This is a genomic window from Brevundimonas sp., assembly GCF_046295595.1.
Lineage (GTDB): Bacteria > Pseudomonadota > Alphaproteobacteria > Caulobacterales > Caulobacteraceae > Brevundimonas.
In genome coordinates this window covers 20,797-39,564 of sequence record NZ_JBKBMX010000010.1, presented here as the reverse complement: position 1 = coordinate 39,564, position 18,768 = coordinate 20,797, and the positions used below count along the sequence as shown (strand labels likewise).

The 18,768-nt window shown below is 68.8% G+C and carries 15 protein-coding genes and 1 pseudogene; 12 read left to right on the top strand and 4 right to left on the bottom strand.

Features of this window, described 5'->3' with window-relative positions; all coding sequences use genetic code 11:
* Nucleotides 1–154: 154 nt before the first annotated feature.
* Both ACK4JY_RS08540 and ACK4JY_RS08535 read right to left on the bottom strand, forming a co-directional pair.
* Nucleotides 155–1,543: an ABC transporter permease gene (locus tag ACK4JY_RS08540; protein WP_409604677.1), complete on the bottom strand. Its 1,389-nt coding sequence runs from the start codon at nt 1,541–1,543 to the stop codon at nt 155–157.
* A complete protein-coding gene (locus ACK4JY_RS08535; RefSeq protein WP_409604675.1) occupies nt 1,540–2,496 on the bottom strand; it encodes an ABC transporter ATP-binding protein in 957 nt (318 codons plus the stop codon). Before ACK4JY_RS08535 ends, ACK4JY_RS08540 begins: the two co-directional genes overlap by 4 nt.
* Nucleotides 2,497–2,641: 145 nt before the next feature.
* Here ACK4JY_RS08535 and ACK4JY_RS08530 point away from each other — a divergent pair, with 145 nt between their 5' ends.
* The 6 genes from ACK4JY_RS08530 (at nt 2,642) to phoB (ending at nt 9,049) form a co-directional block, all read left to right on the top strand.
* Nucleotides 2,642–4,087 carry an ATP-binding protein gene (locus tag ACK4JY_RS08530; protein WP_409604673.1) on the top strand — a complete coding sequence of 482 codons (1,446 nt, stop codon included), beginning with the start codon at nt 2,642–2,644 and terminating at the stop codon, nt 4,085–4,087.
* A gap of 106 nt (nt 4,088–4,193) precedes the next feature.
* Entirely contained in the window at nt 4,194–5,438 is a 1,245-nt protein-coding gene (gene pstC, locus ACK4JY_RS08525; protein WP_409604671.1) for a phosphate ABC transporter permease subunit PstC, read from the top strand.
* Complete coding sequence (gene pstA, locus ACK4JY_RS08520) at nt 5,431–6,741, top strand: phosphate ABC transporter permease PstA (protein WP_409604669.1); 1,311 nt, start codon at nt 5,431–5,433, stop codon at nt 6,739–6,741. The genes pstC and pstA overlap by 8 nt, the downstream gene beginning before the upstream one ends.
* Nucleotides 6,742–6,811: 70 nt before the next feature.
* Nucleotides 6,812–7,609 carry a phosphate ABC transporter ATP-binding protein PstB gene (gene pstB, locus ACK4JY_RS08515; protein ID WP_409604793.1) on the top strand — a complete coding sequence of 266 codons (798 nt, stop codon included), beginning with the start codon at nt 6,812–6,814 and terminating at the stop codon, nt 7,607–7,609.
* A gap of 10 nt (nt 7,610–7,619) precedes the next feature.
* The gene (phoU, locus tag ACK4JY_RS08510; RefSeq protein WP_409604667.1) at nt 7,620–8,342 is read left to right on the top strand and encodes a phosphate signaling complex protein PhoU; all 723 of its coding nucleotides are present in this window, start codon (nt 7,620–7,622) and stop codon (nt 8,340–8,342) included.
* 17 nt (nt 8,343–8,359) lie between these two features.
* A complete protein-coding gene (phoB, locus tag ACK4JY_RS08505) occupies nt 8,360–9,049 on the top strand; it encodes a phosphate regulon transcriptional regulator PhoB (protein WP_409604666.1) in 690 nt (229 codons plus the stop codon).
* Nucleotides 9,050–9,125: 76 nt separating this feature from the next.
* Here the strand turns inward: phoB and ACK4JY_RS08500 are convergent, their stop codons facing one another.
* Nucleotides 9,126–9,905 (bottom strand): hypothetical protein, encoded by a 780-nt coding sequence (locus ACK4JY_RS08500; RefSeq protein WP_409604664.1) that lies wholly within the window; start codon nt 9,903–9,905, stop codon nt 9,126–9,128.
* A 619-nt stretch (nt 9,906–10,524) separates the two neighbouring features.
* Here ACK4JY_RS08500 and ACK4JY_RS08495 point away from each other — a divergent pair.
* Complete coding sequence (locus ACK4JY_RS08495) at nt 10,525–11,253, top strand: hypothetical protein (protein WP_409604662.1); 729 nt, start codon at nt 10,525–10,527, stop codon at nt 11,251–11,253.
* Nucleotides 11,254–11,324: 71 nt separating this feature from the next.
* On the opposite strand, the gene ACK4JY_RS08490 is transcribed toward ACK4JY_RS08495, so the two are convergent.
* Complete coding sequence (locus ACK4JY_RS08490) at nt 11,325–12,242, bottom strand: Hsp33 family molecular chaperone (protein ID WP_409604660.1); 918 nt, start codon at nt 12,240–12,242, stop codon at nt 11,325–11,327.
* A gap of 147 nt (nt 12,243–12,389) precedes the next feature.
* Here ACK4JY_RS08490 and ACK4JY_RS08485 point away from each other — a divergent pair, with 147 nt between their 5' ends.
* The 5 genes and pseudogenes from ACK4JY_RS08485 (at nt 12,390) to ACK4JY_RS08465 (ending at nt 18,715) form a co-directional block, all read left to right on the top strand.
* The gene (locus tag ACK4JY_RS08485) at nt 12,390–13,796 is read left to right on the top strand and encodes an SDR family oxidoreductase (protein ID WP_409604658.1); all 1,407 of its coding nucleotides are present in this window, start codon (nt 12,390–12,392) and stop codon (nt 13,794–13,796) included.
* A 180-nt stretch (nt 13,797–13,976) separates the two neighbouring features.
* Nucleotides 13,977–14,501: pseudogene (locus tag ACK4JY_RS08480) on the top strand (HAD family hydrolase); the annotation flags it as partial.
* 135 nt (nt 14,502–14,636) lie between these two features.
* Complete coding sequence (gene serA, locus ACK4JY_RS08475) at nt 14,637–15,866, top strand: phosphoglycerate dehydrogenase (protein ID WP_409604791.1); 1,230 nt, start codon at nt 14,637–14,639, stop codon at nt 15,864–15,866.
* Between the two features lie 90 nt (nt 15,867–15,956).
* Entirely contained in the window at nt 15,957–17,798 is a 1,842-nt protein-coding gene (locus tag ACK4JY_RS08470) for an autotransporter domain-containing protein (RefSeq protein WP_409604656.1), read from the top strand.
* A 257-nt stretch (nt 17,799–18,055) separates the two neighbouring features.
* Entirely contained in the window at nt 18,056–18,715 is a 660-nt protein-coding gene (locus ACK4JY_RS08465; RefSeq protein WP_409604654.1) for a M23 family metallopeptidase, read from the top strand.
* Nucleotides 18,716–18,768: the final 53 nt, after the last annotated feature.

Here is an 18,768-nt window from a genome sequence, read left to right as displayed (position 1 = left end):
GGGAGGACAGGTCGGCGCGCGAGCGACGACCAGGAGGGGGCGGCTCCGGCCGTCGGTGTTGAGCACGAAATCACCTCTGACGGAGCCCCCTCCTGATCGCTTCGCGATCTGTCCTCCCCATCGGCCTTCGCCGATGGGGAGGTGAACGCCCAGCCTACCGCCCCCGGCCGATCGCGCCCGCGAAGGCCTTCCAGCTCAGCTTCACGTCCGACAGCGCGCCGGCGCGGAAGGCCCGGCCCGCCACCCAGACCATCAGGGCGGCGAAGGCGAACATGCCGGCCATGGTGCCGATGATCTCGATCATCGGCGGCTCGGACGGCGCCCGGGCGCTCATCAGGAAGGGGGTGAAGAACGGGATCCACGACATGATCTGCACCACCGGCGCGTCCGGGGTGCGCAACGCCATCTGCATGACCAGCAGCGGCACGATCAGGATCATCATGATCGGCCCCATCAGCGTCTGGGCGTCGCGCGGCGTCTCGCAGAAGGCCCCGATGGCGGCGAACAGCACCGCATACATCAGATAGCCGCCGACCGCGTAGGCGATGAAATAGCCGATCAGTCCGCCCTCCAGCAGCACCTCGCCGACCATGGGCGCGTATTCGGGCAGGCCGGCGATCAGGCCGGCCGCGCCGATGCCGCCCCAGACCAGCAGGACCGTGGCGGTCAGCAGGGCCACGCCCAGCACCTTGCCGGTGAGGATTTCGGTGGCGGAGGCCGAGGACAGCAGCACCTCCAGGATCTTGTTCGACTTCTCCTCCATCACGCTGTTCAGCAGGATCGAGGCGCCGGTGATGATCAGCGACCAGAGGATGAAGCCCGAGGCGAGGCCGATGATGCCGGGCAGCTGGTCACGGAACGAGACCTCGCCGCCGCTGGCCGAACTGGGCGACAGGGTGGTCACATCGGGCTCGAAGGCCTGGGTGGTCGAAACCACCGCGGCGTCGATGCCGGCGTCACGGAAGACCTCGCGGCGCCATTGGTCCTTCAGGGCGGTGCTGACAAAGCGCTCCACCGAAGTGTCGGTGGCGCGTCGGCTCCAGACGCGGGCCGTCGGGCGGCCGTCGGCGCGGTCCAGCAGGACGACGGCGTCCAGCCGTTCGCCCTCGGCCGCCTCGTCGCCAAGGTAGCGGCGGGTGAGCTGTTCGCGGGCCTCGCCCGGCGCGGCGGCGGCCAGATCGGAGGGCGGCGCGACGAAGGTCAGTTTCGGACCGTCGAGGCCGTCGAGCGCGCCCATGGCCGCCTCGCCGCCCGCCGTGCCGCCGGCGGCCTTCTGGATCTGCGCCTCGGCCGCCTGGCGGCGCTGGGCGCGGCGGGCCTCGTCCTCGCGCAATGTGTTCTGGACCGCGGCGGCGAGGCCGGCGGCCTGGGGCCCCTCCTCGACCAGAACCACCTGGCGCACCGGTTCGCTCGACTCCATCAGGAACCCGACGGAGCCGCCGAGCAGGCCGAAGATCGGGAAGGCCAGCAGCGACAGCCAGAAGCCGACGGTTTTGGCGTAGGCGGCGAACTCGCGCCGGGCGATCAGCAGGGTGCGTTTCATCGGGCGGCCTCCGCAGGCTTGACGGACTGGTCCTGATCCGGATTGTCGCCGGTCAGGCCGATGAAGGCGTCGTGCAGGCTGGGCTCGCGCAGTTCGAAGCGGCGCACGTCCAGCCCGCCGAGGAAGGCGGCCTTCAGCGCGTCCTGCCCCCGTCCGCCGGCGACAAGGCCGGCCTTGAGCACGCGCACCCCGTCCATCTCGGACATCACCTCGACGCCGCTGACGCCCGGCAGGGCGGCGGCCTGTTCCGGGGCGATGGCGCCCTCCAGCTCGAGGAAGCGCGCCGTGGTGGCGCGGGCTTCGGCGACGGTTCCCTCGAACGCCTTGCGGCCGCGCGCCAGCAGCACGACCTTGTCGCACAGCCGCTCGGCGTGCTGCATCACATGGGTCGAGAACAGCACCGTGGCGCCGTCGGCGGCGAGGCCGCGGATCATCGCCTCCAGCCCCTGCTGATTGACCGGGTCGAGGCCGGAGAAGGGCTCGTCGAGGATCACGAACTCGGGCCGGTGCACGACCGAGGCGATCAGCTGCACCTTCTGCGACATGCCCTTGGACAGCTCTTTCATCTTCTTGCGTTTGGCGGCGCCCAGACCCTGGGCGTCCAGCATCTCGCGGGCGCGGCGACGGCCCTCGCCGGTCGGCAGGCCCTTGAGGGCGCCGAAGAAGGCGATGGCGTCGACCGGCGTCATCTTCTTGTAGAGGCCGCGCTCTTCGGGGAGGAAGCCGACGCGGTCACGCACCTTGCGGCCGTCGTCGGCGCCGAGGATGGTGATCCGGCCTTCGCTCGCCGCCTGCAGGCCCAGGATCATGCGCAGGGTCGAGGTCTTGCCCGCGCCATTGGGGCCGAGGAAGCCGCAGATCGAGCCTTTCCCGACCTCGAAACTCAGGTCGCGCACGGCCTGGAAGTCGCCGTAGCGCTTGCTGACCCCTTCAAGCGTCAATGCCGCAGTCATATGCCCTCCCCCGTTTCGAGCCGTCCGACCTTGGTAATGGTGTCAAGGACGTTTGACAACCGCCGGCTTTGGTCCCGCCGTGCGTTTGTCATGAAATCCGTGTCATGTTCACACGATAGAGTCGGCGCGCCGACCGGAAGCCCGAATGTCCTACGAATACCCGACCTCGCCTGTCGCCCCCCCGGCCGGATCCCGCCTGTGGACGGTCGGCGCCAGCGCGGGCGTGGCCATCGTCGTCATGGTGGGACTGGCCGTGCTGCAGCCGCAGAGCGCGCAATACATGCTGGCGGGGGCGGCGTTGGTGGGCCTGTCGAGCTGGGCCGTCGCCCGTCGGACCGAGCGCACCACCGGGGCCCCCAGGGCCGCCAGGGCCGCCCCCGCGGCCGAGTCGGCCTCGCTGGCCGCGGACCGGACCTTGCTGGACAGCCTGTTCGAGGCGCTGGCCGATCCGGTGCTGGTGGTCGCCGGCGGCGAGGCGGACGACATCGGCGACCGGCGGGTGGTGCTGGCGAACACCGCCGCACGGGACCTGCTGCGGATCCCGCGCGAGGGGGCCCTGCTGGTCTCGGCCCTGCGCGATCCGGCGGTGCTGGAGGCCGTGGACGAGGCCCTGTTCGGCGGCCTGGCGCGGAGCACCGACTATGGCGGCGTCGGCGCCCAGGCGCGGCACTGGCGGGCGCTGACCCGGCCGCTGGCCTCCGACGACGGGCGCAACCTCGCCCTCGTCGTGCTGCGCGACGAGACCGACGTGCGGCGCATGGAACTGATGCGCGTCGACTTCCTCGCCAACGCCAGCCATGAGCTGCGCACGCCGCTGGCCTCGCTCTCCGGTTTCATCGAGACGCTGAAGGGCCATGCCCGCGACGATCCCAAGGCGCGCGACCGGTTCCTCGACATCATGGCGGCCCAGGCCGACCGGATGGGGCGGCTGGTCGCCGACCTGCTGTCGCTGAGTCGGATCGAGCTGAACGAGCACATTCCGCCCGAGGGACGGGTCGATCTGGCGCGGTCGGTGTCGGACGTGGTCGACGCCGTCAGCGTGCTGTCCGCCGAGCGCGGGGTGCGGATCATCGTCCCCGATCGCGCCGTCAGCGCCCCGGTGCACGGCGATCGCGACGAGATCGTCCAGGTGGTCCAGAATCTTGTCGACAACGCCATCAAATATTCGGCCGCCGGAGACACGGTCGAGATCGTCATCCATCCGGACACGACCCTGGACCAGGCCGCCGCGCCGTGGTCCGGGGGCAGCCGCGGCGAAGGGGCGACGCGCCTGCCGCTGCTGACGCCCGACCGGGTGCCGGGGGCGCGTTACGCCGCCGTCACCGTGCGCGACCATGGCCCGGGGCTGGCCCGCGAACACCTGCCGCGGCTGACCGAACGGTTCTACCGCGTCGAGGGTCAGAAGAGCGGCGAACGCGCCGGGACGGGGCTGGGACTGGCCATCGTCAAACACATCGTCAATCGCCACCGCGGCGGGTTGACGGTCGAGAGCGCCCCCGGCGACGGGGCCGCCTTTACCGCCTATTTCCCGTCCGCGACGCGCGCGGGGGCCGTCGCCGACGCCCCGGTGACGCCTGGCCGTACGGCGTAACAGAACTGTCACGTCGGCGTCGTAATCCGCTGACCATTCGCGGGCAGGTTCCGCCCCGAACGAACCGGGGGACCGGCGCGATTCATTTTCCCGGTTCCGGACCCGCATGACCTGGCTTTTCCTGCCGTTGCTGATCGTCGCCGCCGTCGTCGCCTTCGTCGGCGGCCGCGCCATTGCGCGTCGACGGCAGCAGGGCGTCCGCGCCCATTCCCGTCCGGGCCAGCACGGCGCCTATGCGCTGATCTGGGCCGTGGTCCCGGCGCTGGTCGTGATCATCGCCGCGGGTTTCCTCGCCCCGGCGCTCGGGATCGTGGCGACGGCGGCGGGCGCCGCCGTGGCGGCCGTGCTGGGCGGCCTGTTCGCCTTCAGCCGCATCCAGCCTGAACTGCGGGCGCGTAACCGGGTCGAGGCGTGGATCGTCGGCCTGCTGTTCGCCAGCTCGGTCGTCGCCGTGCTGGTCACCGTCGGCATCATCGCCGCCCTGGTGTTCGACTCCCTGCGCTTCTTCGCCTCGGTGCCGATCGGCGAGTTCCTGTTCGGCACCCAGTGGAGCCCGCAGACGGCGATCCGCGCCGACCAGGTCGGTTCGACCGGCGCCTTCGGGGCACTGCCGCTGTTCGCCGGCACCTTCCTGATCATGCTCATCGCCATGACCGTGGCCGCGCCGATCGGCCTGTTCGCCGCCATCTATCTGTCGGAGTACGCGGGGCCGGTGTTCCGCGCCGTGGTCAAGCCGGTGCTGGAGGTGCTCGCCGGCGTGCCGACCGTGGTCTACGGCTTCTTCGCCGCCCTGACCGTCGGCCCGGCGTTCCGCGAGTTCTTCAACAACATCGGCGCCCTGCTGGTCGGCGGCCCGCTGGACGGCCTCGGCCAGTATCTGATGCTGGTGCAGAACCAGATGGCCCTGGTCGCCGGGGCGGTCATGGGCATCATGCTGATCCCCTTCGTCAGCTCCCTGTCCGACGATATCATCAACGCCGTGCCCCAGTCGCTGCGCGACGGCTCCTACGCCATGGGCGCGACCAGGTCCGAGACGGTCAAGCGGGTGCTGCTGCCGGCCGCCCTGCCCGGCGTCGCCGGGGCCATGTTGCTGGCCATGTCGCGGGCCATCGGCGAGACCATGATCGTGACCATGGCCGCCGGCCTCGCCGCCCGCCTGACCCTGAACCCGCTGGACACCGTCACCACCGTGACCGTGCAGATCGTCACCCTGCTGACCGGCGACCAGGAGTTCAACAGCACCAAGACCCTGGCCGCCTTCGGCCTCGGCCTGACCCTGTTCACCGTGACCCTGGTGCTCAACTTCATCGCCCAGCGCATCGTCCAGACCTATCGGCAGCAGTATGACTGACGCGACCGTCACCCCGGACCCTTCCGCCGGCGCGGCAAGCTCCCTCCGCATCGACCGGCTGCGCGCCGGCCTGAAGCGGCGCTACGCCCGCGAGCGGCGGTTCAAACTGTACGGCCTGCTGGCCATCGGCGTGGCGGTCGGCTTCCTGCTGCTGCTGCTCGGCCGGCTTATCGAACAGGGCCACACCGCCTTTTACGCCCACACCATGACCGTACCGGTCTATATGGACCCGGCGCGGATCGACCCGGCCTATCCGCAGGGCACCAATTTCGAGCTGCTGGCGGCCGAGCAGGCGCTGGCGCGGCTGGGCGTGACCGACGACGCCGAGGGGACGCAGGCGACCGAGATGCGCGGCCTGTTCTCGTCGGAACTCAAATTTGTCGCCGCCGAGCTGATCCAGGCGCAGCCGGAGCTGATCGGTCAGACCGTCTCGATCGACGCACCGCTGGCGGACGACGCCGACCTCTATTTCAAGGGCGAGATCTCGCTGAACACGCCGGCCACCCAGCGCCGCCTGTCCGACCAGCAGATCGCCTGGCTGGACCAGATGCAGGCCAACGGCCGGATCGAGAGCCATTTCAACAGCGCCCTGTTCACCAAGGGTGATTCCACCGAGCCGGAGCTGGCCGGGGTGCTGGGAGCCGTGATCGGCTCGGCCCTGATGCTGCTGGTCACCGCCCTCATCGCCATCCCGCTGGGCGTCGGCGCGGCCCTGTATCTGGAGGAGTTCGCGCCCAAGGGCCGGATCACCGACATGATCGAGGTCAATATCAACAACCTCGCCGCCGTGCCGTCGATCATCTACGGCCTGCTGGGCCTGGCCCTGTTCATCAACTGGATGCACCTGCCGCGCGCAAGTCCGCTGGTCGGCGGTCTGGTGCTGGCCCTGATGGCCCTGCCGACCATCATCATTGCCACCCGCTCGTCGCTGAAGGCGGTGCCGCCGTCGATCCGCGAGGCCGCCCTGGCCATGGGCGCGTCCAGGACCCAGACGGTGTTCCAGCACACCCTGCCCCTGGCCATGCCCGGGGTGATGACCGGGGCCATCATCTCTATGGCCCACGCCCTCGGCGAGACCGCCCCGCTGCTGCTGATCGGCATGGTCAGCTTCGTGCCGGGCATCCCGCACGCCCTGACCGAACCGACCGGCGCCCTGCCCTCGCTGGTCTATATCTGGGAAAACGCCTCGGAGCGCGCCTTCCATGAGCGCACCGCCGCGGCCATCCTCGTCCTCCTCTCCTTCATGGTCGTCATGAACGCCGCCGCTGTCATCCTGCGGCGGCGCTTCGAACGCCGGTGGTAGTCGTATGAAGTTCAATCTGTTTCGCGCGCCCGAAGGCGCCTCGGGCGGTCCCGGCGGCGACAAGCCGGCGATGACCCCGCCCCCCGTCCTGCACAGCGCCGATCCGAACGCGCCGATCAAGATCGCCGCGCGCGACGTGTCTGTCTTCTACGGCGACAAACAGGCGCTGTTCGACGTCTCGATGGACATCGCCGACAAGACGGTCACCGCCCTGATCGGCCCTTCGGGCTGCGGCAAGTCGACCTTCCTGCGGACGATGAACCGCATGAACGACACCATCGCCAGCGCCCGGGTGACCGGCCGGATCGATATCGATGGCTCCGACGTCAACGCCCGCTCGGTCGACCCCGTCCTGCTGCGCGCCCGCGTCGGCATGGTGTTCCAGAAGCCCAACCCCTTCCCCAAGACCATCTACGAAAACGTCGCCTATGGTCCGCGCATCCACGGCCTCGCCCAGGGCAAGGCCGAGCTGGACGAGATCGTCGAGGCCTCGCTGAAACGCGCCGGCCTGTGGGAAGAGGTCGCCGACCGCCTGCATTCGCCCGGCACCGGCCTGTCCGGCGGCCAGCAGCAGCGCCTCGTCATCGCCCGCGCCATCGCCGTCGAGCCCGAAGTCATCCTGATGGACGAACCCTGCTCGGCCCTCGACCCGATCGCCACCGCCAAGATCGAGGAGCTGATCGACGAGCTGCGCGAGCGCTACTGCATCGTCATCGTCACCCACTCCATGGCCCAGGCCGCCCGGGTCAGCCAGCGCACCGCCTTCTTCCACATGGGCCGGCTGGTCGAGATGGGGGATACCGAGGACATCTTCACCAACCCGCGCGAGCGGCGCACCCTCGACTACATCACCGGCCGATTCGGCTAGGGATCCGCCCATGACCCAGCACACCGTCAAGGCCTATGGCGACGAACTGGACCAGCTGACCGCCGAGGTCGCCCGGATGGGCGGCCTGGCCGAAGCCCAAGTCGCCGACGCCATCGAATCCGTCGCCCGCCGCGACGTCGCCCTCGGCCGCTCTGTGATCGAGCGCGACCACCGGCTGGACGCCCTCCACCGCGAGATCGAGAAGAAGGCCATCCGCCTGATCGCCCTGCGCCAGCCGGTCGCCTCGGACCTGCGCCGCACGCTGTCGGCGATGAAGCTGGCCACCGATCTGGAGCGCACGGGCGATCTGGGCAAGAACATCGCCAAGCGCGGCCTGATCCTCGCCGAGGGCGAGCCGATGCAGCCCCTGACCCGCTCGATCGAGCGGATGGGCAAGCTGGTGTCGATGCGACTGCGCGACGTGCTGGACGCCTATGCCGCCAGCGAGATCGATCGCGCCGTCGCTGTCTGGCATACCGACGACGAGGTCGACGAACACTACAACAGCCTGTTCCGCGAACTGCTCACCTACATGATGGGCGATCCGCGCATGATCGGGGCCTGCACCCACCTGCTGTTCATGGCCAAGAACCTCGAACGGATCGGCGACCACGCCACCAACATCGCCGAGACCATCTATTACGAGGTCACCGGCCAGGAGTTCACCGGCGAACGTCCGCGCTGGAACCCCGACTCCGTCGAAGACGCCCCCGAACCGCCGACTACCGCCTGAGTTCCTGGAGAACCGTTGTGCAGCCCTATGTTCTGGTGATGGAAGACGAGGACGCCCTGGCGACCCTCGTTCAGTACAACCTCGAAAAGGAAGGCTACCGGGTGGTCATCGCCGCCGACGGCGAGGAGGGGATGCTGCAGATCGACGAGCGGCTGCCGGATCTGGTTCTGCTGGACTGGATGCTGCCCAAGCTGTCGGGCATCGAGGTGTGCCGGCGCATCCGCGGCAAGCCCGAGACCCGCAACCTGCCGGTCATCATGCTGACCGCGCGTGGCGAGGAGACCGACCGGGTGCGCGGCCTCGATACCGGCGCCGACGACTATATGACCAAGCCCTTCTCGATGGTCGAGCTGAACGCCCGCATCCGCGCCGTGCTGCGCCGCATCCGTCCGGGTCTGGCCGACGATCGCCTGACCCACGGCGACATCGTCATCGACCGCGTCGCCCACCGCGTCCGTCGCGCCGGCACCGAGATCCACCTCGGCCCGACCGAGTTCCGCCTGCTGGACCATCTGATGCAGCACCCGGGCCGGGTGTTCAGCCGCGAACAGCTCCTGGACGCGGTCTGGGGCTCGGACGTCTATGTCGAGGCCCGCACCGTCGACGTCCACGTCGGCCGCCTGCGCAAGGCGCTGAACATCGAGGGCACCGTCAATCCGATCCGCACGGTCAGGTCGGCGGGGTATTCGCTGGACCTCGGGGGTTGAGCGAACAGCAGGCGTAGGGAGCGGCCGCTTACGCCCAAAGCGGACGTCCGCATGAAGTCGGTTGGAGTGGCGCCGCTTACCAGATGGGCGGTTCGGCTCCCAGAGTGGCTTGCACAATGGAGCCATCAGCCTGCCGGCCCATCACGAGCAATGACCACGGTCCTCCGTGTATCGGAGCGTTGGCCCTGATGCCTTGAAACGCGAGCGGCGTCTCAGCTTCGACGCGCGTTTCGTGATCCGGTCCGGCCACGAATGTCACGATCAGGGTTCGATCTCCCTCGCCTTCCGGATGCATCAGGCCGATGAAGCGATCCCGCCCAAACGGCCAGCTGGCCCCCGCTCGATAGCCGGCCAGATGCGCCCGGGCGCCGACCTCCGCGGCCCGCAGGGACCGTTGGCGTTGGGGCGGAGCGGGCGGTGTCAACGCGAGCCTGCAGGTTCCTCCCCCGGTCGCGTGAGCCAGATTCCAGGTCACCAGTCGATCGCCATTCGGCAGGCGTGGGACGAACAGGACGGGATCAATGATCAACCCGGCAAAACGCGGATCGTCAGAGGTGATCCGCACGCCGTCGCCCCGGTACAGGTAGGAACCGACGTTGACCGGCTGAGCCGCTGTGGCCGCGCCGGCTCCGGGCAGGAGGCTGGACGCCGGAAGATCCTCGACCTGCACCGTCATCGCGGTCTCGTCGGTCTCAGGAGCCTGGAAGCAGAAGCTGGCGACTGAAGTGTTCAGTCCGGCGCGAATAGCGGCCTGGCGGGCCTCGGCTGCTGCCCGGTCAGCACCGTGCTGGGCGCATGCGGCGTTTCCGGCCAGCGCGAGGATGGCGGCGAGGAGGACGGGCGGTCGGTGGGACAAGGGCACCCCTTCGTTGCTTTCGCGTGGAATGTCACACGCGACTCAGTCTGCGCCTCAATCCGGCGTAACACCAAACCCGGTTTCCGCCTTGAGGCGATCATGGGCGCGTGCGCTTGTGGGCGATGGCGGCATGTCCGCTTTGCGGCTCCGACCTCGTGACCGTAACCGACCCATAGCGGACAGTCGACCACCTCACCTCCCTCGTTCATTCTCACCGGCACCGCTGGTTGATTTGATCCTGGCAGCGTCAAAGCTGGATCATACCGTCAGTGAAATGGTCGAGGGTGAGAACCGATGGGTCAACTTCAGCAGACGGGCTTCCCGCTCATTGGCGCGATATTCGTCGCGTTGGGCGTCTTCAAGCTTGTTCAGGGTGATAGTTGGGTGGTGTGGATCATCCCCGGCATCTTGTTCGGTAGTCTAGGTGTAATCAGCCGACGTAAGGGCAAACAGCTCTAGCAAGCCATCCAGCAAGGTCCGCTTTCCGGCCTGATGGTGAGGACTGATCCCGACCCGTTGGTCATCGAGTAAGTGTGTGAGGCGGCCACGGTGCGCGATTTCCAGCCCGCGTCAGACACGACGACTGGACTGGAGCGCTTAGTGCATGCGGTAGTCGATCATGGGCGGTGAGATCATCTTTGTCATTCCAGCGGTGCTCGGCTTCGCCGCCGTGGCAACGCTCGGCGGTACGCTCGTGGTCTGGCTTGTCTGGATCGGAGCGCGCCGATGGGGACCGCGGTCCAAACGAGCAGGGTCGTCGCGTTTTCCGATCCGCGCGACTGTTGCAGTGCTGCTTGCCATCTCATTGCCTGCCGGATGCATACGAGCCGGCCAGCCTGTCCCCCAGCCCGAAGGCCTCAGGACAGTGGCTGCTTTCGAGGTTCCGCTGACCTCTGCGGTCGACCGGGCCGACTTCCTGACCATGCTCATCGCCGAGGCGAGAGCCGAGGGTCTCAACGTAGATGTCGAGACGGCCGAGGAAATGGAAAGCTGGGCGGAGATGTCCCCCAAACTTGGCACGTCGATCCATGCCACGGTTTATCGCGGCGATGATCTCCGCCAAGCCGAGGCTCACGTCTCCGACCGGTTTCACCCGGGCCATGTATGGGTATCCTTCAACCAAGGTGAAGACCCAGCGTTGGCGCGGCGCTTTCGTGAACGACTGATGTCACGGACCACTGAGCAATGGCCTGAGACGCTGAGCGTGCCGGTCGCCCAGACAGGCTCACTCCCGGCCAAAGAGCACCTGGTTCGGGGCAACCAGGGCTATGAAATCGACCAAGCCAAAATGGCGAGTTACATTTGCGGGACCGCCCCCGGCAATGCCCCCCAATCGGCCTGCGACTAGGCGACCTGCCATTTTCAGAACGCTCATGTCCGCTTCCCCCCCACAGCCGCCATTCTGACGGTCCGGCCGCCCTACCCCGCGACGATCTCTTCCGGCTCCAGCTCATAGACCGTCGCGCAGTATTCGCAGGTCACGCGGATCTTGCCGTCGTCTTCGACCATGTCGGCCCGCTCTTCCGGGGCGAACGAGGCCAGGACCGCGCCGATGCGGTCCTTCGAGCAGCGGCACACGGCCTCCAGCGCCCGCGCATCCTCCAGCCGCACGCCGTCCTCATGGAACAGGCGGAACAGCAGCACCTCGGGGGTGATGGTCGGGTCGATCAGTTCGTCGTCGGCGAGGGTCTGGAACAGGGCCCGGCTGCGGTCCCACGCCTCCTCGGTCGAGCCGCGAGCGGCGTCGCCGGCGATCAGCTGGATCAGGGCCCCGCCGGCGCGCCACGCCGTCCCCTCGTCCGTCACGACCGAGCCGACGGCCAGCCGCACCTTGGTCGGGATCTGCTCGGACTGCTGGAAATAGTGTTCGGCCGCCAGCGACAGGCTCTCGCCCTCGATCGGGGTGATGCCCTGGGTGCGCTCGAAATCGGCGCCTCGGTCGAGGGTCATGACGAACACCCCCTCGCCCAGCAGGGTGCGCGCGCCGGGGCGGGCGAACCCTTGCGAGACGGCGGCCACGGCGTCCTCGTCGAAGCGGCAATAGCCGCGCAGATGGCCGCGGGTGTCATAGTCGGCGACGACATAGCGGACCGGCCCGTCGCCCTGGGCCTGGACGATCAGCCGGCCTTCGAACTTCAGCGCCGAGCCGATCAGGGCGGCCAGGGCGCACGCCTCGCCCAGCAGGGCGGCGACGGGTTCGGGATAGTCGTGCGCCGACAGGATGGCGTCGATGGCCTCGCCCAGCCGGACCAGCCGGCCGCGCACCGGCCAGCCCTCGATCTGGAAGGCGGCGGCGAGGTTGTCAGAGGGCGTGGCGGCGGGCGCGTGATCGGTCACGGCGGTCCTCGAGTGGCGTTGTATGGAAGCGCCGCAAGATAGGCGCCCGTATCGCGATTGGTAAGGGCCGCATGCTAGAGCAGGAACCGGCGGGGTCGCGGCCCCGTTTCCCAAGGCCCTCACAGACCCTGTCCAGCCGGCGATTTCATGACCAAAGCGACGCTAAAGCCCCTGAACCAGCAGTCCATCGTCATCACCGGCGCAACCTCGGGCATCGGCCTGTCGGTGGCCCGGCGGGCGGCCCGGGCGGGGGCCTGCGTCTTCCTGATCGCGCGTGGTGAGAACGACCTGAAGGCGCTGACGGAAGAGCTGCAGGCGACCGGCGCGCGGGCGGCCTTCGCCGTGGCCGATGTCGCCGATCACGCCGCCCTGGCCGGGGCGGCCGACAAATGCATGCGCCTGTTCGGCGGCTTCGACACCTGGGTCAACAACGCCGGCGTCTCGATCTACGGAGCCATTAGAGAGACGACGCTGGAGGACCAGCGCCGTCTGTTCGAGACCAACTACTGGGGCGTGGTCAACGGCTCGTTGGTCGCCGCCCAGCACCTGCGCGACCGGCCCGGCGGCGGGGCCATCGTCAATGTCGGCTCGACCCTGTCCGACGCGCCGATGCCGATCCAGGGCGTCTATTCGGCCTCCAAGCACGCAGTGAAGGGCTTCACCAACGCCCTGCGCATGGAGCTGATGCGTGAACGGGCTCCGATCACCGTCAGCCTGGTCAAGCCGGGCCCGATCGACACGCCCTACAGCCGCCACGCCCGCAACCTGACCGGTCAGGCGATGCAGAACCCGCAGCCGGTCTATGCGACCCATGTTGTGGCCGACACCATCCTGTACTGCGCCACGCACCCGATCCGCGAGATCACCGTCGGCGGCGGCGGCCGGCTGATCGCCAGTTTCTACTCCACCCTGCCGGGTCTGGCGGAACCTCTTTTCGCCCGGTTCGCTCCTTCCCTCATGCGGGACAGGCGTTCCGCCTGGCAGCCGGACGCGGACGGGCTCTATGACCCGACCGACGACGGTCTCGACGAAGAGGTCTATTATCCCATGGTTCGACAGTTCTCCGCCCTCGCCGAAGTTCGCAAACATCCCGGCGTCACCGCCGGCGTGGTGGCCATTCTCGCGGGCGTCGGCCTGGCCACCCTGCTGCTGAACCAGCGCACCGGCCCGACGCGGCTGGAAGGCCTGCGCGGCCGGCTCCAGCCGCGCCAATGGGTCGACACCAGCGGCCTGCGCGGCCGGTTCGAGGATCTGACGGAAACGGTGCGTCACGGCCTCATGGAGGCCGGCGAGCGCGCCTCCGATTTCGGCGACGAAGCCCGCCACCGTTCGCGCCGCCTGCTGCACGACACCCGCCATTCCTCGCGCCGGGCGCTGAAGAAGCACGGCAAGAAGGCCCGCCACTACGCCCACGAAGCCGGAGGCTACGCCCGGGACCACGCCAAGGAGGGCGGCGCCCTGCTGGCCTTGGTCACCATCGCAGCGGCGATCGGCGCGGCCGCCATGGATGCCCGCCGTCCCGACAGCAAGCTACGCAGCCTTGGCCGCTTCTGATCCTGCGTCCGATCGTGACGTGAGGGTCTGATGGTGTGAACGCCGGTCGCTCCCAATGGCGGCCGGCGTTCGGCGTTCGGGTGGAATAGACCCCGGCGGACGCTTCGGCGGACCCTGTTTTTTCGAAACCGGGCCGCCGGCTCCGTTGCTGCAACTGCGAAGGTGGGCCAAGGTTCGGCCATGGCCGACGCGACCTTCATTTTCGACTTCGATTCGACCCTCGTCCGCATCGAGACGCTCGAGGCGCTGGCCGACATCGCCCTCGCCGGCGCGCCCGAAGCGGCGGCGGTGCGCGCCGAGATCGGGCGGCTGACCGACCAGGCCATGGCCGGCGAGATCGGCTTCGGCGAGGCGCTGAACCGCCGCCTGGCCCTGCTGCCCCTGACCCGCGAGCATGTCGCCGCCCTCGCCGCCCGCATCCTTGACGAGGGCACGCCCTCGGTGCGCAAGAACCTCGCCTTCTTCCGCGACCGGCCGGGCCGGATCGTCATCGTCTCGGGCGGCTTCCGCGAGATCATCGCCCCGGTCGCCGAACGGCTGGGCGTCGCCCCCGACCGGGTGCTGTGCAACGACCTGGTCTATGACGCCGACGGGCGGGTCACCGGCGTCGACGAGCGCAATCCCCTGTCCCGCGCCGGCGGCAAGGCCGAGGCCCTCGCGGCGCTGAACCTGCCCGGTCCGGTTGTCATGGTCGGCGACGGCTGGACCGACGCCGAGGTCAAACAGGCCGGCGCCGCCGACCGCTTCTACGCCTATACCGAAATCGTGCGGCGCGACCCCGTCGTCGCCGCCGCCGACGCCGAGGTCCGCTCGCTGGATGAGCTGCTGCACCTCGAGGGGCTGACCGGCCGCTGGTCCTATCCGCGCAGCCGCATGCGGATGCTGTTGTTGGAGAACGTACACCCCGCCGCCGTCGAACGGCTGCAGGACGCCGGCTACCAGGTCGAGACGGTCAAGGGCGCCCTCGGCGAAGACGCCCTGATCGAGCGCATCAAGGGGGTGCACGTCCTCGGGGTCCGCTCCAAGACCCAGGTCAGCGCCCGCGTCCTCGACGCCGCCGACAAGCTGATGGCGGTCGCCGCCTTCTGCATCGGGACCAACCAGATCGACCTCGACGCGGCCGCCGCCCGTGGCGTGGCGGTGTTCAACGCCCCCTATTCCAACACCCGTTCGGTGGTCGAACTGGCGGTCGGCCTGACCGTCGCCCTGCTGCGCGACGTCACCGACAAGTCGGCCGCCATGCACCGCGGCGAATGGAACAAATCGGCCACCGGGTCGCGCGAGCTGCGCGGCAAGACCCTCGGCATCGTCGGTTACGGCGCCATCGGCTCGCAGCTGTCGGTGCTGGCCGAGGCGCTGGGGATGCGGGTGATCTTCCACGACCTGACCGAGCGTCTGGCGCTGGGCAACGCCCGCCGCATGCCGTCGCTGGACGCCCTGCTGGGCGAGAGCGACGTGGTCAGCCTGCATGTCGACGGCCGCACCGACAACACCGCCCTGATCGGCGCCGCCCAGCTGTCGCGGATGAAGGCCGGGGCCCTGCTGCTGAACCTGTCGCGCGGCCATGTGGTGGACATCGGCGCCCTCGCCCAGGCGCTCGGCGCCGGCCGCATCGGCGGCGCCGCGCTGGACGTCTTTCCGGACGAGCCGGCGACCAACGCCGACCCGTTCGACAGCCCCCTGCGCGGCCTGCCCAATGTCATCCTGACCCCCCACATCGGCGGCTCGACCGAAGAGGCCCAGGAGGCCATTGCCGAGTTCGCCGCCGAACGGCTGCTGGGCTATCTGAACCGTGGCGACACCACCTTCTGCGTCAACCTTCCGAACGTGCAACTGGCCGAGGTGTCCGGCGCCCACCGCATCCTGCACATCCACCGCAATCAGCCGGGCGTCCTGGCCGAGTTGAATCGCGCCCTCGCAAGCGCCGGGCTGAACATCCTCGGCCAACATCTGAAGACCGACGAGCACACCGGCTATGTCATCACCGACGTCGATCGCGACTACGATCCCGCCTCGCTGACGGCCTTGAAGAGTGTGGCCGGAACCCTGCGGTTCCGGATGCTGCACTGAAAGCTTCCCCGACGGCATCTTGCGCCCGTCGGAAACGGGCGCAGAGTGTCATCTAACGGTCGCATCATGACGACCGAGGGAGGATATTCGATGTCTCGTTTCCTGCACCACGCAGCCTGCGCCGCGCTGGCCGTCGCCGCCGTCGGCGTCTTCGCGTCCGCCGCCACCGCCCAGACCTATGACCGTCTGGTCGTGTTCGGCGACAGTCTGAGCGACAACGGCAACCTCTACGCCGTCACCGCCGGGACCAACCCTCCCTCGCCGCCCTACTACCAGGGCCGGTTCTCGAACGGTCCGGTGTTCACCGAATTGCTGGGCTTCGATGCGGGACGCTTCACGGCCGGCGCGCCCGTCAGCGGTAGCGTCAACTACGCCTTTGGCGGCGCCCGCACGGACAACGCCGCGAGCCCCCCGGGCATGCGCAACCAGCTGCTGGCGTACTCCGGCGGCGGCGGGACCTTCGGCACCAATGATCTGGTCAGCGTCCTGGGCGGGGCCAACAACATCTTTCAGGCGTTTCAGGGCGCGGCGGCGAGCCCCACGACGGCTGCGGCGACAATGCAAGCTGTCGCCAACGCGGCCGCGGCGGACATCAACTTCATCGTCAACTCGGTTGCGGTTGCGGGCGCGGGCACGGTGCTCGTGACCAACCTGCCGCGTCTCGGGATCACGCCGCAGTTCTCGCCGAACAATCCTCTCGTTGGACCCGCCGGCTCGCAGCTCGCAGACTACTCCGGCACGAGCTTCAACTCGGCGCTGCTATCGGGGCTGTTCGGGGTCGCCAGTTCAAACCCGGGTTCAAACATCATCCTCATGGACCTGTACAAGATCAGCGATACGCTTGCCGGCGATCCCGGCAGCTTCGGCCTGACCAATGCGACCGACCGGTGCTTTGACGAGTTCGCCTTGACCGTCTGCGCCAATCCGGACGGCTATCTGTATTGGGACGGGGTTCACCCCACCGCCGCCGGCCATCGCCTGATCGCCTTGCTGGCCAACGACTACCTCCACTACGGCGACCTCGGGGCCCAGTCGACGGTGCAGGCCGAGACCGGCTTCCGCCAGCGTGAGGACCTGCTCGATATGGCCAGCGAGGGTCTGTCCGGCCGCGCGCCGTGGGAAGCTGGCAGCCGCATGACCTTCGGCGCCCTTTATGACAGCGTCGAGACCGATGCCCGCGGAGTCATCGCCGAGGCCGAGGCCACCGGCTGGGGCGGACGGGTCGGCCTCGATCACGTCATGTCAGACAGCATGCGGTTTGGCGTGGCCGGGACCTTCCGGACCGCCGAGGTCGAGGCGGGGCCGATGGCGTTCGACGTCGAGACCTATGCCTTCGACATCTACGCCGGCTGGCGCAGGGGCGAGATGTTCGTCAACGCCACGGTCGGCGGCTCGATCGATCAGTATGACGATATCACCCGGACCACGAGCCTGGCGCCGATCGTCCACACCGGCCAGACCGACGGCGGCAGCCTCGGCGCCCGCCTGCAGGCGGGGACGTGGTTCGACATGGGCGGCATCGCCCTGTCGCCCCGCGCGGCGGTGACCTTCGTCTCCACCGATGTGAACGGCTACCTCGAACAGGGTGTGGCGGCCCAGTACCGGTACGAGGATCGGACCGTGCAGGCGGCCAGCGGCGAGGTCTCGCTGCGCGCCGAGGGCGGTGGCGAGGGGCTGAACTTCTGGATCGAAGGCGGCTATCGCGACAGCTTCGGCGACAGCAGCGACGGCGTGCGGGTCGGCATCGTCGGCAATCCGGCCCAGGTGCTGGAGCGGGATATCGAGGATCCGTTCGGCGGCTCCCTCATCGCCTCCGCCGGGCTCGAGGCCGGCGTCGGGCCGGGTACGATCTCGATCGGCTATCGCGGGCGTTTCGGCGACGCCGCCGACAGCCATGTCGGGGCCGTGACCTTCAGCCTGCCGCTCCAGTAGATCGCCCGACCATGGAAAGGGCGCGCCGCATTCGGGTGGCGCGCCCTTTTTGTTTTTTGCTGATTGTTGATTTCACAGCGAATTTTACGGCTCCGCTGCGACCTCCTGTCGCCCCGATGGAACCTTTTCGCCGCAAAGTCGCCCCGCCCGCCCCCTAGACAGACGGTCCTCCCGGTCGCCGACCGAGAGCGCCGCGTCTCGCGGCCCGTCGGCGCCTCCACAGCTCATCTGAGCCGAAAGACGGAGCCGACGCCGCCATGCGACGCCTGTTGCCGACCGCCCGGTCGTTCCTTTTCCATTCCGGCCAGGCCGCCGCCCTGGCCTCGGTCGCCGTGCTGGCCATGGCCTTCGCCCCAAGCTCCGAACCGTCGGTCGATACGATCGAGATCGCCCTGCCCGTTCCGGAGGCGCCGCCGGTGACCGCCGTCGCGCGGCCTGCCGGGCCGATGACCCGGCTGATCGCCTTTGCGACGCCGCTGAAGGGATACGCCGTCAACTCCGCCTATGGGCTGCGCCGCCTTGCCGGCGAAGCCGCCGCGCGGCACCACAAGGGTGTCGATATCGCCGCGCCTCAGGGCACCAGCGTCTTTGTCGCCAGCGAGGGCGAGGTGGTGCAGACCGGCTATGACGGCGGTGGCTACGGCCGCTTCATCGAGGTGCGGCATCCCAACGGCATGAGCACCCTCTACGCCCACCTCAGCCGGGTCGATGTGGCCCGGGGCGATCGCCTCGGCGAAGGCGAGCGGATCGGCCTGGTCGGCTCGACCGGGCGCTCGACGGGTCCCCACCTGCATTTCGAGGTGAGGCGCAACGACCGGCAGGTCAATCCGATGTCGGTGCTGGGACAGGCGTTCGAGGTCAAGGTCGACATGGTCGCGCTCACGGCTGAACAAGCGGAGCCCGACGCGATCGTCTGATTTCTCGATGCAATCGGCTCACAGGTCGGTTGCATTCATCCAGGAGCGGCACA

Coding starts and splice junctions, on each gene's coding strand:
- ACK4JY_RS08540 (WP_409604677.1), bottom strand. CDS start 1,543: ATGAAACGCACCCTGCTGATCGCCCGGCGCGAGTTCGCCGCCTACGCC.
- ACK4JY_RS08535 (WP_409604675.1), bottom strand. CDS start 2,496: ATGACTGCGGCATTGACGCTTGAAGGGGTCAGCAAGCGCTACGGCGAC.
- ACK4JY_RS08530 (WP_409604673.1), top strand. CDS start 2,642: ATGTCCTACGAATACCCGACCTCGCCTGTCGCCCCCCCGGCCGGATCC.
- pstC (WP_409604671.1), top strand. CDS start 4,194: ATGACCTGGCTTTTCCTGCCGTTGCTGATCGTCGCCGCCGTCGTCGCC.
- pstA (WP_409604669.1), top strand. CDS start 5,431: ATGACTGACGCGACCGTCACCCCGGACCCTTCCGCCGGCGCGGCAAGC.
- pstB (WP_409604793.1), top strand. CDS start 6,812: ATGACCCCGCCCCCCGTCCTGCACAGCGCCGATCCGAACGCGCCGATC.
- phoU (WP_409604667.1), top strand. CDS start 7,620: ATGACCCAGCACACCGTCAAGGCCTATGGCGACGAACTGGACCAGCTG.
- ACK4JY_RS08495 (WP_409604662.1), top strand. CDS start 10,525: ATGGGCGGTGAGATCATCTTTGTCATTCCAGCGGTGCTCGGCTTCGCC.
- ACK4JY_RS08485 (WP_409604658.1), top strand. CDS start 12,390: ATGACCAAAGCGACGCTAAAGCCCCTGAACCAGCAGTCCATCGTCATC.
- ACK4JY_RS08470 (WP_409604656.1), top strand. CDS start 15,957: ATGTCTCGTTTCCTGCACCACGCAGCCTGCGCCGCGCTGGCCGTCGCC.
- ACK4JY_RS08465 (WP_409604654.1), top strand. CDS start 18,056: ATGCGACGCCTGTTGCCGACCGCCCGGTCGTTCCTTTTCCATTCCGGC.